Consider the following 15,004-nt stretch of genomic DNA (forward strand, 5'->3'; position numbering starts at 1 on the left):
TAAACGGAGTTACAATTTATTGGAATGAATATTTCTAAGTGGATGTCTCGGATAAATGTTTTGGTTGCAAATGCCAATGCTCTTCTGAACCAAGATGATTTTTCCAGAGAGATTGATAAAGTGGACAACGTTGTAGTAATTCGTCATGGGTTCCGCTATCACAAAGGGTTCCATGATCCATTACTAATATCTGATCAGCACGAGTTATCGTGCTTAATCGATGAGCGATAACAAAGACAGTTTTATTCTCGGTAAGAGAAGAAAATGCTTTTTGTATCAATCGCTCATTTTCAGGATCTAGTGAAGCGGTTGCTTCGTCCAGGAATAAAACAGGAGACTGTTTTAAGATAGCGCGAGCAATGGCAAGACGCTGGCGTTCACCGCCGGATAATGTACCGCCATCTACACCTAAAAGGGTGTCGTATCCTTGTGGCAGAGCCATAATTGTGTCGTGAATATTGGCAAGACGAGCAGCTTGCTCCAATTCCAACTGAGTCGCATTTGGATCCCCCAAACGGAGATTATTCGCGACAGTATCCTGAAATAGTGCGGTTTCCTGAAACACCATTGTGACGGTGTCATACAGTGCCTGAGTCTGATAATGATGGATGAGATTTCCACCCAGGTGAATTTCACCTTTGTCTAGCTGATAGAAAGAGAGCAATAAATAAGCCAGCGTAGATTTACCGCTGCCGCTAGGCCCCACAATGGCAGTTATACTTCCTTGTGGTGCATAGAATGAAACGTTTTGGATAGCGGGTTGGCTAGTACCCGGATAACTAAATGAGATATTGTTAACTTCAACATCATATTGAGTAGGTGCGGCTAATGGCCCAGAAACTTGCGTTGCAACTGTTTCTATCTCGGCAATATGCGTTTCACCCACTTGTGTCAATGCAGTTACATTGATCAGGGGAATAATCCCGCGTAAAGGGGTAATCGTGGCAAACAATAGTAGGGTTGTGATGAGCATTTCGGAAATTGAGAGCGTTTCTGGCACATGGAAGCGTAGAGCACCAGCCAGTATTCCCACAACTACACTCGTATCAATAACGATGTAGAACAGACTCAATAGTGGTATGCTTTTGAATACTCCCCGTCGGAATGCGGTACGTAATTGTTCAATTTCTTGGACAAAACGTTGTTCTACCGTTGTGGTTGTTGCTGCTGCACGGATAAAGGCCATGCCTTGTGCATATTCTACAATCGCTTCAGATACGCCAGCCATCATAGCAGCTCGTCGACGTAATATTTCATTGAGTTTTTGGCGGATCGCGATCAGGATGAATAATCCAACCATCAATACTAACAACGCACTGCCAGCCACAAACCAATCGAACCAAAATAAAGCCAGATAAATGAGCGCCAGCATCACAATCTGACAGGTGATTTGTGGAGTGGTATAGGCTGACTGATTTTCCTGCCATAGCACATCCTCGGATAATGTCAGCGCTATTTTTCCGGCACTTAAGCCCCGAATTGTCGCGACCGACATACTCACAAGCCGTTGTAGTAAAGAGCGCCGGATCTCGATACCCAATCCATAAGCGGCAATGGTGAGTTTACGCAGTGCGCGGGACATAAACGCGAACCGCAACAACAATAAAATAACTAATAATATCAGAGTGATAATCGGCAGCATATCAGTGCTACCTTCTTTCAGATGACGATCCTCCAGATGTGTGATAGCCCAAGCTGCGATGGCAAGTTGAGCAATAATTGCTATGGTATCAAGCTGCTTATATAACAAGCCAATGAACCAAACCCGTTGCAGTTTCGGGGACAGATGTTGCTGGAGACGATTAAATAACCCCATGATAATTTACTCCTGTTCTGGTATTTTCTCCCCGCCAAGCAGCCCACTGTTTGGCATAGGCACCTTGCTGTGTGATAAGTTCATCATGGATGCCTTGTTCAATGATTTGTCCTTTATCCAAAACCACTATTTGATCAAGATGACAAATGGTCGGCAGGCGATGGGCAATAACAATCACTGTCTTATTCTGGCCTGTTTGGGTATGACATAGTGCGTTGAGTGCTTGTTGCATCTCTTTTTCACACTCAGGATCGGCATAGGCGGTCGCTTCATCCAAGACAAGGATTGGCGCGTTTTTCAGGATAGCGGCGGCAACGGCGATACGCTGCTTTTCTCCCACAGATAAGCTGATACCGTTGTTCAGTACTGTGTTGTAACCCTGTGGTAACTGTTGGATAAATTGGTGTGCTTGAGCTGCGATAGCTGCGGCTTCAACCTCAGCCAGGGAAGCATTAGGACGGGCCAAGCGTATGTTATTAGCTACCGTATCGTTGAACAGAAATACCCGCTGAAAAACAAAAGAGATGTTATTGCGCAGGGTGAGTTCATCCATATTGCGGATATCAACACCACCAACAGTAATTTTGCCTTGCTGCGGGTCCCAAAGACGAGCAATCAAACTGGCTACTGTGGATTTACCAGAACCACTGGCTCCGACCAGAGCCATTGAGCTTCCGGCCGGTACGGAGAATGAGATGTTATTTAAGGCATTATCCTGCTCATCTTGGTAGGAGAAACTGACATTTTGCAAAGTTACACTGTTATCAACAGGTGTGTGACTCTGAGCACATGGTGCTAGTTCAGGTTGGTTCATTAACCAGTGATAACGTGTGATTAATGCTTCTTGCTGTTGCAAGCGGGTCATTACAGCGAACATGGAGGAGGCAATATTGCCGAACGCCATGGCAGCCAGAATAAAGAAGGTAAATTCAAATATCGAGATTTCTTGTCGGTTAACTAACCAGACCGCCAAAGGGAGTACGAACAGTAAATTGGCGCTGGATAGGACAAAAAATCGGCTGGATTTGACCTGCACCTTCTCTACCCAAACATCGATAATACGTGTCAGAGCGGTAAATGCTTTTTCGGCACGCTGTAGCGCAATATTGCCGCCTGAATAGGTTTTTACTACGGGGATTGCATTGATAACTTCTCCCATCGTCGAAGCAATGCGATTTTGGGCTGCGTAAAAGCGCTGAGTTGTGGTTTGAACTTTCATCTGGATATAGATGAACAGTAGACAAGCGCCTAAGGTTGGAGCAAATGCCGCCAATGCCAGTCGCCAATCGATAGCCAACATGACGCTCACCGCGATCAGCGGGCCGAACAGGGTTGCTGACATTTCTGGAATAATGTGGGCAATCCCATCTTCGAGCTGTTCGACGTCATCTAACATTATCTTTTTGATTTCAGTACTGTCAGTTAGCATAAAGAAGCCCAGAGGAACGGACTTCAACTTATTACTGATATTACGCCGAATATCAGCCTGAACGTCGGCAGCTATCAAATGAGAAACAAACGTTGAAGCACTGAAAGTCAACATAGCGGCAAAAGTAGAACTTAATAACATGACACCATAACTCAGGAGTGTGTCGTATTGCCTGTTATAGATGGATTGAGTAATCAGCCCAGCAACTGCCGCCGGCAAAATTTGCAGGCCAGCGGAAACAATGGCAAGTGCAATAGCTACGTAATTCAGAGCACGGTATGGGCGCATCATATTCCATAATGCTTTAAGAACGCCGGCATCAGCGGCACGTTGCTCTGGCGAATTCTGGACAGACGAGTCGTTACTGAGCATAGATGTTTTCCTTTTGGAAATCGTGGTACTTGCGTAGTGTCCAGAACAGGCCAGCGAGGGTGAAGAGTGATGCGAGAGCGAAAAGGGAAGAATAGCCCGCTTTGGTAACCAGCAGTCCACCGAGCATTGAACAGATGATCGCAATGCCCATATCTGCCGATTGCATCACAGCAAAATCCACACCAGATTGGGTGCCTACTGCCAGAGACATCATCTGGGTGTATAAGGCAACAAATTTTGCCGCAGTGATCAACGTGATAAAGACGTATGCTGCTGAAAGCAAAGATACGGAGGATTTTGGTTGTTGGGCAATCCAAAAAATCCCCACCAGCACTATACATTCAAGCAGCATAAGGCCCATTAATGTTTGCATGGTGCCCAACTTACGTACAAGAATACCGCCAAACAGGACACCAGATAATCCGGCTAATGCACCTCCGCTGGCTGCAATAATGCCTAATTGAGTTAAATCCACTCCGCGATCGACCAAAAATGGAGAGAGCATACCGAGTGACAGACGTGTACCAAGCATACATAACAGGATTAAAACCAATGCCTGTTTAACCGGAGTACGGCGAAATGCAATCTTGAGGGATGGGGGGGCGGTAGACTTTGAAACATCCGGTTCTCTCTTTTCCTGTATTTTTCGGATGAATAAAATAGGCAGCGACATCAAGAGAATCACTATGGCTAATACGCCTGCTCCAATGTGCCATCCATACAGTGAGGTCAGATATAAAAACAGGCCGCTACCGATAATTGCTCCCAGATAACTACCACCAACCTGCATGACATTGCACCAGGGGCGATGCTGTGGTGATAACCGATCAATAGCATGACCATCTGTGGTAGTATCTACGACGGTCAGGCAAAGTGTTATCAGAAATAGCGCCGCTATAATTAACGGCATATGTTCGGCAGGTTTTGCCAATGATATTAAACAGAAAAGGAAAAAAATTAAAATGTTACCACAGAGCATGATGCGGCGGGGGTTGGTATCCCCCGAACCTGATTTACGATAATGCTCTACAATCGGCGCCCAAAGAAATTTGCATGCCCAGGGTAACATTAACAGATAAAGTAACCCTATTTTATCCGGCGTTACACCGTGACTGCGCAGAAACGCAGGCATGCTTTGTAACGTTAACATACCAATGGTGCTTTGTATGGTGTAAACACCAGCCAAAGTCAGAAGTAGTAACGAAACATGACGGGAGTTTGAAATATTGCTCGTCATAGTGCAATGCTCACATCCAGCCCAACATTCAAGCCCTTACTCATCATACTGAGCGTATGGCCTTTCGGGAAACTAGAAACACGGTACTTTTTATTGCCCAGGTTTTCGCCATAAAGCTTAATATTGACACCATGGGTCATCTCTAAACTTAATGAAGCGTCATAGAGAGTATATGCACCTTGTTCAAGGGTATTTGCTTCATCAAAGTAGCTTTTTGAATAATGGCGGGCACCAGCATTGACATAGAGATTTCCTGGTAAGAATGTCTGTTTAATCAGATAGTCGATACCTGCATTAAGCATGACATTTGGTGCATAAGGCAGACGTTTGCCGTTGTAACTTACGCCAGTTGTTGTATCGGTTGCATAAGTGAAATTTGATTTACCAACGTTAGCGCCAAGAGAAAATCTGAGCCCCTGCATTGGTTTAATCTGGCTACTCAGTTCAATACCTTTACTTTCTGCTTTTCCGGCATTGCGAATGGATTGCATGGCAATAGGTCCAACATAGATCTGTTTGTCTTTTGAATAGATGTAATAAATCGCGCTGTTTAATGTCACGGCATCATCAAAGAATGCGCTATTCCAGCCGAATTCATAATTGTCTGAAGTTTCGGTATCGTAAGGCTTTCTATCCTCAGCAGAGGAAATAATGTTATTGAATCCGCCGGGTTTATAACCTTTAGTGGCAGAAATATAGAAACGGGTATTAGGCGTGAATTGCCAGCCCAAAGCCGCTTTAGGTGTAAACTCATTGTTGGAAACTTGATTTTCAAAAGCGTTGATCGTCTTTATGCCAGAACGGCCTGCATAGGCTATCTGTGATTTTTCATGTGACAAACGTCCGCCAAGAGTCAGATCCCATTGAGAAGCGAGTGGTAATTTAACCTCACCAAACAGTGCCAGGGATTTTGTCTTAATTGTGTTCAGGGAATCACTATAGTAACCAGGATAAGCACCAACCAGATGTTTACTATTTTCATTTGAGAACCAACCGCCGAGAACACTGGTGATTCCATTTGAGTAGTTAGAATTTAAACGCAGTTCTTGGGTTGTGGCGTGGTGCTTCTCTTTCCATTGACCCCCGATGAAATTACGGAAAATATCGCGATCCTGATAGGAAGTGACACTGGTTAATGCACTGTTGCCGAAATCATATTCAGCCTTCAGTGCATAACTGTTGACTCGCCGTTTTAAATCAGGAATAGGGCCATCGTACTCTTTCCGACGGAATTGCTCGTCGGTTAAATAAAGCTCTTCATGTGAGTTGAGATCCTCGTGAGCAAAGCTAAGTTCAGCATTGAAAGGTGAATCATCTGGCGCAAATGTCAGTTGGCCTTTACCTAACCAAGTTTTACTGGAGTCAATACTTTTACGATTTGGTGCATCAATTTGCCCAGGTTCTTTTACCCAACGTAGGCTCGTACTGCCATAAAGAATGCCTTCTATAAGAGGCGTTGATCCGCTGAAGGAACCGCCTTGTTTCAATTTAGAATAATTACCAGACAGGTTAAGCCAGGGACCTTCTTTGGGGGAACGGGTAACAATATTGATAACTCCCGCTTGGGCGTTCCTGCCGTATAAAGTGCCTTGAGGGCCACGTAATAATTCTACGCGTTCTACATTAATTAATTCTTGTGTTAGGAATTGATGATCCTGAGGAACACCATCAACATAAATTCGAACGGAAGGTGAATAATAGTCAGGTGAACTGATACCGCGGATTGTGGTTGCCGAATAGGTTCGGTTACCGCGAGAGCGAATTTGTAAACCGGGGAAGGCACGTTCAAGATCCTGCACTTGGGTAATTCCCGCTTGCTCAAGTTCTTCGCCAGTTTTAACCAAAATGCTGCCATTAATTTTATTTAATGCTTCCTTCTGTTTGTTAGCCGTCACGATCAAAACATCTTCTTTCGCTTCAGATGTATGTTCCGCCCAGACTACGGGTGTAATTAAGCAACATAAGACAGACGCATTAGCATATTTTTTTTTCATATAAGTACTCATTATGCCCTTTCAAATCATGTTTTACAAAAATCAGGTATGGTAAAACGAAGAAAACTTATCAGGGAGGCTAACAGGAATAGAGAAATAGGGCTAACGGGATAGGGACAAAAGTAACGCGATACGTACTATTGATAATAATTATCATTAATGATAAATTGCGTGATATTTACATTATGTATATATATATAAAATAAAAGCATAATGAATCTAGCACGAACAATATACTGTTTTTATTGTGGAAATAGCTTTTTAAATGGAATCTGATGCTAATTTTACAGAGGATCTCATGAAGACGATTTATAGCGAGAAATTGTGCATTTTCACTGCTGGTCATTGCAATTACATACGTCCACAGGTGGTGGAAAATAATATAAATCCCCCGTTACTTACTGAGGAATTATCTGACGGAATTCATATAAACCGTATTCGTCTCGATCTTAACAAAGATTTAACAGAATATTGTGAAGGGCCACCAACGGTATCAATTGCTTTTGTTCTAAGTGGGAAAGGAAAAATGGCGATTGAAAACGGCGATATTTTAGATATTAATCCGGGAACAATGATATTTTTCTATTCCCCTAAAAAAACACGAGGTATGAATTTTTTTGGTAGTGGAAAATGGCATATTCTTGATATTCGTTTTTCTCTGAACGAAATTGAAGCTCAGGAATTGCCATCTTTTACCAAATTAGCGACTAGTTTTGAAAAAAATGTTAGTTACAGTAATGTATTAATGATGGCTGGTCCTATTCATCCGCCATTTATGCAGATAGTTAATCAAATAGAAGAATGTCAATTAAATGGTAATGTCCGCAAGATTTATTTAAAGGCAAAAGCATTAGAAATTCTCGCGTGTGTGACGGCTCAAGTTTATGATTGCCAATATAATGCGATTAACGGCTTACAGCGTCGAGCTGTTTACAATGCAATAAAAATAATTAATAACGACTATCATTACCCTTGGACAATAAAATCATTATCAAGAGCAGTAGGTTTGAATGAGCGGAAATTAAAAGAGGGATTCCGTGCGGTTGTTTTTCGTACCTTCCATCAATATCTGGAAAATGTTCGTATGATCACGGCAGAAGATTTATTGAAAAAAGGGATGAGTGTTATTGAAGTTGCTACAGCAGTAGGTTATTCCAGTCCAAGCCATTTTTCTAAACGTTTTCGGCAACATTATCTGATCAATCCGAAAGCATGGCAGGCGAAATATGCTGTGAATCATACAATAATGACAGAATATATTGCAGTAGGAGGTCAATAGCAGGTTTGATTGTGACAACAATTTGTTGATTGATATTATAGTATTCTTATTTGGTAACTATTTGAGTTCAAGAAAACAAGTCCTTTTTTAAAAGTGTGAAATCTCTGAATTCGACAGACAGATCATTTTTAAGCTCTCACTTTTTCGACAAAACTCTAATACCAATGAAATTTGGACTGAAATTCGTGACCATAGTACAACCGGAATAATCTAATTATCAGGAAAGAAGAGATAAGTTCAGAGATAATACTCTCTCTTAACTTATCTCATTGTATCAAAAATTTACCGAAATTATTTCAATTCCAGTTCATTCATAGCAGCGATGCTGAATCCGCCATCAACATGCAGGATCTCACCAGTAATACCGCCAGCCAGGTTAGAGCACAGGAATGCAGCAGCATTACCTACATCTTCTGTGGTAACGGTACGACGGATAGGTGTGACAGATTCACAGTGTGCCAGCATCTTGCGGAAGTCCTTGATACCAGATGCGGCCAGAGTGCGGATTGGGCCTGCGGAAATACCATTAACACGAATACCTTCAGCGCCCATCGCATTTGCCATGTAACGTACGTTTGCTTCCAGAGACGCTTTTGCTAACCCCATAACGTTGTAGTTAGGGATTGCGCGCTCTGCACCTAAATAGCTTAAGGTAAGCAGGGCAGAGTCAGGATTCAACATGCTGCGACAGGCTTTTGCCAACGCAACAAAGCTGTATGCACTGATATCATGTGCAATTTTGAAGCCTTCGCGATTGACGGCATTGACATAATCACCGTCAAGTTGTTCAGCAGGTGCATAGCCGATAGAGTGAACAAAACCGTCGAATTTCGGCCATACTTTACCTAGTTCAGCGAACAATGTGTCGATACTTTCATCTTTAGCCACGTCGCATGGCAGAACGATGTTCGAATTCAGTGATGCAGCGAATTCTTCGACACGAGGTTTCAATTTGTCATTTTGGTAGGTAAAAGCCAGTTCAGCACCTTGATCGTGCATTGCCTTAGCAATTCCATAGGCAATAGACAGTTTACTGGCGACGCCAGTGATTAGAATGCGCTTGCCGGTCATGAAACCCATAGCAGTTCCTTATTGTTCTTAATGATCAAAATACCAAAGTTAATATTGTGGAATAATAATATACTCACTATAACTAGGGTATCATTGTTAATAAACGGGTATGATTCTACCACGCTGGAAAAAAATGTGGTGAGTTTCCACTGCTGTTCCGATCAGTGATAAAATCAAGTGATATCCTGTCTCCATGCTTCGGCGGACAGAGGTTCGCCAAAATGGCTGGCTATCATCTTGCGTGTAATATCATGTAATGGAGACGCCAGCACTTCGGCAGTATTACCGCGCTCTACGACTTCCCCCTGATGCATGACTAACACCTGATCACTGATGTGTTTCATCATACCGAGGTGTTGGGTGACATATATGTAGGCAATACCATGTTTCTCCTGTAATTCCAGCATCAGATTAATAATCTGGGAACGCATAGACATATCAAGAGAAGCTAATGCTTCATCAGCAACAATAATTTGTGGTTGTAATATTAGTGCTCGTGCCAGTGCCACACGTTGCTTCTGACCTGAAGCCAGCATGTGTGGGTAATAATTGGCATGATCGGGCAACAGCCCGACTTGGCGTAATGTCTGATTGATGCGTTTTTCCCGTTCAGAAGGAGAGAGTTTCGTATTCAGGATTAAAGGCATATCCAGAATTTGACCAATCCGTTGACGAGGATTTAATGACGTACTGGGATCTTGAAAAATCATGCGGATGAGCTGGCTACGATAACTATAATCCCCGTAAACCAGTTTATGGTTGTTGATCAATATCTCACCTGCTGTAGGTTCGATAACCCCTGACAGCATTCTGGCCAGTGTAGATTTGCCTGAGCCATTTTCTCCGATGATCGCCAGTGTTTTGCTGGGTTGCAAAGTAAAACTTACGGGTTTCACGGCATTAAGATGATGACGGCGGAAAAATCCGGCACGATAACGGAACGTTTTCGTCAGGTTTTTAACTTCCAATAATGTCTTGACCATTTATTGTTCCTCCATGTTCAAGGGGAAGTGACAAGCAAAGGTATGACTTTTGACCCCCCGCAATCGTGGCGTTTCAATACAGGTCTTCTGGGCATAAGAGCAACGAGGCCCCAGCCGGCATCCAATCGGCAAATGTTCCAATGATGGAATCACACCGGGTAGGGTGTTCAGGCGACTTTTATGGGGTAGTGGGCTATCGAAGTCAGGAATTGAACGAATCAATGCCTGTGTATAAGGATGACGAGGAGTTACCAGCAGCTCATCAGGTGTAGCACTTTCCACCGTTTGACCACAATATAACACGTTGATGCGCTTTACTAATTTACTCATTATTTGCAAATCATGGCTAATTAACAAAATCGTCATGTTGTTGTTTTGATTCAGACTCGATAGCAAACGGAATATTTGGGCCTGCGTTGTTGGCTCCATTGCATTGGTCGGTTCATCGGCAATCAGCAATCTTGGCTGATTGGCAAGCGCAATGGCAATCATCACTTTTTGACACTCTCCATCAGTTAACTCATAGGGATAAGAGTTCATAATGTCATGGTGATCTTTGATGCCCACCCGATGGAGCAATTCAATAGCACGGCGTTTTTTCCAGTTAAATCGTTGCCACCAACGACCTTTAAACGTCCAGCCGGGAATAGATTGAATAAGTTGTTTACCAATACTCTCCGATGGATCGAGGCATGATTGGGGTTCTTGAAATATCATTGAAATATTGTGACCAATGATTTTACGGCGCTGTTTTGGTGTCAGGCGTAATAAATCAATATCATTGAAGCGGAAACGATCTGCGGTAACTGTAAGGTTATCTTTTGTGACACCACAAATAGCCTTGGCGATCAGGCTTTTACCAGAACCTGATTCACCGGCCAGTCCGAGTATTTCACCTTCTGTTAACGAAATACTCATCCTGTCAACGGCTTTGACAGGGCCTTCTGCCGTCATGAATTCAATTGTAAGATTACGGATATCGAGTAACGGCATTATTCGACTCCTGCATTAATAGCACGGTGCAGGCCATCACCAAGTAAGTTAACCAGCAGGACGCTGAGCATAATCGCCACACCAGGTAACATCACTGTCCAGGGGGCAGTGTAGATTAATTCCAGTGATCCACCGAGCATAGCTCCCCATTCAGGTAATGGCAATTGTGCGCCAAGATTGAGAAAACCTAAAGCTGCAATATCAAGGATGGCAATAGAGAAAGTACGTGTTAATTCACTGACTATCACAGCAGTAATATTCGGAAAAACGGCATAACGTAAAATATGATAATTTGAAGCGCCATCCAAACGGGCAGAAATGATATATTCTTTATCCAACTCGTCATGCACAGCGGTGTAAATGGTCCGCACGATCCTTGGTAATAAGGCCAGCCAGATAGCAATCATCGCATGTTGCAGACTGGCTCCCACAAAAGCAACTACAATGATGGTCAATAGCAGTGAGGGAATAGAAAGTAAGGTGTCAAGAATGTGGTTCAGAATTGCAGACTTCAACCCATGTGTTATCCCAGCAAGGCTGCCGATAAATAATCCGACAATGGCTGCTGCCGTAGTCACAACCAATGCCGCACCAAAAGTAGAAGAAGTGCCAATCAATAATCGACTGAAAATATCCCGCCCAAGATCATCTGTGCCAAGAAAAAAGGCCACATTACCGTAATGTGACCACGAAGGGGGCATTAACTGGTCGATAAATTGCTGATCAAGCTGATATGGAGCAATATAGCTACCGAAAAGACTTAAGACAATTAAAATCAGTACGCCATAGAAACCCGTCATTGCCAGTGCGTCAGCATAGAAAAAACGCCAGATAACTTTTAGGGGTGAAGGCGTTTTCTTTTCACGGTATAAATTATCTAAGGGCATACCATTCCTTATGTTTTAAGGGATTAGCCATCGCGCCAATAATATTTGTCAGCACGTTAACTGAAATAACTAAAGTTCCTATTATCATCACCCCCGCAGAGATAGTCGAATAATCCTGTTGACGAATGGCACTGATGAGCCAACGTCCTAATCCCGGCCAATTGAAGACTTGTTCTGTGACCATGGCTAATGTGAGCATGGTTGAGAATTGTAATCCCAGCTTGGGGATAATGGGAGGCAGGGCATTATGCAGTAAATGACGACGGATAATCGTCAGTCTTGATAAGCCACGAATGGAAGCAGATCTTATATAGTTGGATGCTGAAACCTCTTCCGCACTATTACGCATCAAGCGAATAACATCAGTCATCGGAGCAACTGACAGTGTGATAACAGGTAAAATCATGTGCAGGATGACATTCATGATCATTTCATTACGATGAGGGCTTTTTGATAACCAGGCATCAATTAGTGCTGAACCTGTTACGGGTTCCATCCGGTACAGCAAGTCAATCCTTCCTGATATTGGTAACCAACCTAAATGCAGTGAAAATAAGAGAGTGAGTAGTAAAGCCAGCCAGAACACTGGAATAGAAAAACCAAACAGTGCAAGCGTGCTGATAATTTTATCTGCCTTTTTATTCCGCCATACACCAGCAATAATCCCTAAAGGGATACCAATTAATAACGCCAGAGTGAATGAAAGCAGGCAAAGTTCAAGAGTTGCCGGAAATACATCATACAGTTGTTCAACAATTCTCTCACCATTAATGCTGGAAATGCCAAAATCCCACTGTAGCAGGCCGTGAAAATAGAACAGATAGGCATCAATCAGTGATGCACCGCTCAAAGGTCCGTGAGGAGTAAAATACACCAGACTAAAGCTGATTAATGAGAGAAAAAATAACGTCACAACCAGCAATAGCAAACGACGCAGAATATAAATAATCATTTGCTTCCCTTTTCGTTTTTAGCCGGCGTAAGTTTAGTAGATATATGTTCAGTAGATATATAGTGTTCCTGCTCTCGGTAAACACCGGCAAAGGAGCTATTGCCAAAAGGACTCAGAACTAATCCTTTAATATCATAGCGAAATATCTGTGATCTCATTGGATAGGCTAATGGTAATACAGGTAATTGTTGGGCAAGGATTTGCTGTGCAATATGATAACTTTTGATACGTGACGCGAGTTGTTGATCTAACAGTGCCTGGTGGATTGCATTATCAAAAGTCGGATCACACCAGCGGCTCAAATTTGTTTGAGATGCGATAGCTGCACAACTAAAAAGCGGGCGGAAAAAACTATCGGGATCGTTACTGTCAGTAGACCAACCCGCTAACGTCATATCATGGGTTTTGTCCATTAATTGGTTTTCCTGAAAACGGCCTTCAACAGAGCGGATAGACATGTTAATACCGACATGTGCCAGATCTGCTTGAATCAACTCCGCCATTTTCAAAGGACTTGGGTTATAGGGTTGTGAAGTGGTTGGCACCCATAATGTCAGCTCCAGTCCAGTTAAACCCAATTTATGCAGGATCTTGCGGGCTTTTGCCGGATTATATTCGGTGATTTCAGCCCGATTATCATAAGCCCATGATGCTCTTGGTAAAATAGATGCCGCGGTTTCAGCCGTACCATAATAGATAGTTCGCATCAATCTTTGGTTATTAATGGCATATGCAATGGCCTGACGCACTTCCAGTTTATCTAATGGCGGTTTACTGGTATTGAATGCAAGATAGGCAATATTCATCCCTGAACGTAAGGTCAGGCGCAAGTTTGGATCATTATGGAGTAAGCTCCATTGGTTAGCCGTTGGGTAGGCTAATACGTCACATTCACCAGTGAGTAATTTGGATATCCTGCCTGTACCACCCGCTCCAGTATCTACAACGAATTGTTCCATCAATGGCTTACCTTTCCAATAATTATCATGCCGGACAAGACGGATATATTGCCCCATCTGATAATCTTCCAGCATGAATGGCCCTGTCCCGACGGGCTGCCAGTCAATTTGTTCCTCTCTGTTTGTGCTATACAGTTTCTGCCCATATTCCGCAGATAATATAGGAGAATAATGAGTGGCTAAATGCCAGAGAAAAGAAGCATCAGGGGCGTTCAGGCGGAACTCGACAGTATATGTATCTATTTTTCGGATATCCTGAACGGAATCACCAAACTGTAAACTATCAAAATAGGGGTAATGCCCACCGTTGATATAATGATAATAGTGCGTTTTGTCGAATAAACGGCGGAAGCTGAAGATAACATCATCAGCATTCATCATACGGGTCGGAGTAAACCAGGCAGTTGACTGAAAAGCAACATTATGACGCAGGTAAAAACGGTATGTTGCTCCGTTATCCCTTACTTCCCAGCGAGAAGCTAATTCTGGCATTAAACGATAAGTCAGAGGATCTACTCCCAGCAGGCGATCATAAATCTGGGCGGCCAGAGTATCTACGGTCAGGCCGCTAATAGCCATTTGGGGGTTAAAGGTATTCAGGTTACCGTTGACGCAATAAATAAAACCATTCCGCCGCAGGGCTGCCGGAACATAGGATATACCTTCTGATATATGTCCATGAGCCACTTTGGCAGTAGCTTTAGTCGTTTCTGGAATTGCTATCTCAGCAGCCAGAGTGGATGCTGAAAACAATAATATGATCCAGTAAATCAAATAGCGCATATGAAACATCAGATCAGTTATGGGAAAAAGTCTGGCTATTGTAGCTTAACTAACCCTTCTTGCTCAAAAACAATGGGTAGATCACGATAGTGAGAAAAATTCTCAATAAAATACTTTACAATCACTATTGATAAGCATTATCATTCTCATCGTGCTGTTGAGATGTATTTCATGACCCCAGTCTGTTGTCTCAACAAGCATGACATTGCTCACATTGCTTCCAGTATTTTTATTATTAGCCAGCTCGGG

11 protein-coding genes are annotated in these 15,004 nt (G+C 43.0%); 1 reads left to right on the forward strand and 10 read right to left on the reverse strand.

Translation table 11 applies throughout. The features are described 5' to 3' along the window. Positions 1 to 34: 34 nt before the first annotated feature. From HGO23_RS09240 to HGO23_RS09255, 4 genes are read right to left on the reverse strand one after another with little or no spacing between them, the layout of a single operon-like run. Positions 35 to 1,816, reverse strand: coding sequence for an ABC transporter ATP-binding protein (locus tag HGO23_RS09240; protein ID WP_099135165.1), 1,782 nt, complete (start codon positions 1,814 to 1,816; stop codon positions 35 to 37). Next, the gene (locus HGO23_RS09245; protein WP_209028617.1) at positions 1,803 to 3,617 is read right to left on the reverse strand and encodes an ABC transporter ATP-binding protein; all 1,815 of its coding nucleotides are present in this window, start codon (positions 3,615 to 3,617) and stop codon (positions 1,803 to 1,805) included. The genes HGO23_RS09240 and HGO23_RS09245 overlap by 14 nt, the downstream gene beginning before the upstream one ends. Continuing rightward, entirely contained in the window at positions 3,607 to 4,854 is a 1,248-nt protein-coding gene (locus HGO23_RS09250) for an MFS transporter (RefSeq protein ID WP_099135167.1), read from the reverse strand. The genes HGO23_RS09245 and HGO23_RS09250 overlap by 11 nt, the downstream gene beginning before the upstream one ends. Further along, positions 4,851 to 6,848, reverse strand: a complete 1,998-nt coding sequence (locus HGO23_RS09255; protein ID WP_209028618.1) for a TonB-dependent receptor — start codon at positions 6,846 to 6,848, stop codon at positions 4,851 to 4,853. The genes HGO23_RS09250 and HGO23_RS09255 overlap by 4 nt, the downstream gene beginning before the upstream one ends. A gap of 265 nt (positions 6,849 to 7,113) precedes the next feature. On the opposite strand from HGO23_RS09255, the gene HGO23_RS09260 reads away from it, so the two are divergent. Then, positions 7,114 to 8,127 (forward strand): helix-turn-helix transcriptional regulator, encoded by a 1,014-nt coding sequence (locus tag HGO23_RS09260; RefSeq protein WP_244589861.1) that lies wholly within the window; start codon positions 7,114 to 7,116, stop codon positions 8,125 to 8,127. A 291-nt stretch (positions 8,128 to 8,418) separates the two neighbouring features. On the opposite strand, the gene fabI is transcribed toward HGO23_RS09260, so the two are convergent. The 6 genes from fabI to sapA all read right to left on the reverse strand — a co-directional run bounded on the left by fabI (position 8,419) and on the right by sapA (position 14,755). Beyond that, a complete protein-coding gene (gene fabI / locus HGO23_RS09265) occupies positions 8,419 to 9,207 on the reverse strand; it encodes an enoyl-ACP reductase FabI (protein ID WP_099135169.1) in 789 nt (262 codons plus the stop codon). Between the two features lie 164 nt (positions 9,208 to 9,371). Beyond that, positions 9,372 to 10,181, reverse strand: a complete 810-nt coding sequence (gene sapF, locus HGO23_RS09270; protein ID WP_099135170.1) for a putrescine export ABC transporter ATP-binding protein SapF — start codon at positions 10,179 to 10,181, stop codon at positions 9,372 to 9,374. Next, entirely contained in the window at positions 10,182 to 11,174 is a 993-nt protein-coding gene (gene sapD / locus HGO23_RS09275; protein WP_099135171.1) for a putrescine export ABC transporter ATP-binding protein SapD, read from the reverse strand. Then, the gene (gene sapC, locus HGO23_RS09280; protein ID WP_209028619.1) at positions 11,174 to 12,061 is read right to left on the reverse strand and encodes a putrescine export ABC transporter permease SapC; all 888 of its coding nucleotides are present in this window, start codon (positions 12,059 to 12,061) and stop codon (positions 11,174 to 11,176) included. The genes sapD and sapC overlap by 1 nt, the downstream gene beginning before the upstream one ends. Continuing rightward, on the reverse strand, positions 12,048 to 13,013 hold the full coding sequence (gene sapB, locus HGO23_RS09285) for a putrescine export ABC transporter permease SapB (RefSeq protein ID WP_099135173.1): 966 nt from the start codon (positions 13,011 to 13,013) through the stop codon (positions 12,048 to 12,050). Before sapB ends, sapC begins: the two co-directional genes overlap by 14 nt. Next, positions 13,010 to 14,755: an ABC transporter substrate-binding protein SapA gene (gene sapA / locus HGO23_RS09290; protein ID WP_209028620.1), complete on the reverse strand. Its 1,746-nt coding sequence runs from the start codon at positions 14,753 to 14,755 to the stop codon at positions 13,010 to 13,012. Before sapA ends, sapB begins: the two co-directional genes overlap by 4 nt. Positions 14,756 to 15,004 lie beyond the last annotated feature (249 nt).

Origin of the sequence: Xenorhabdus budapestensis (assembly GCF_017743015.1) — a bacterium.
Classification (GTDB): domain Bacteria; phylum Pseudomonadota; class Gammaproteobacteria; order Enterobacterales; family Enterobacteriaceae; genus Xenorhabdus; species Xenorhabdus budapestensis.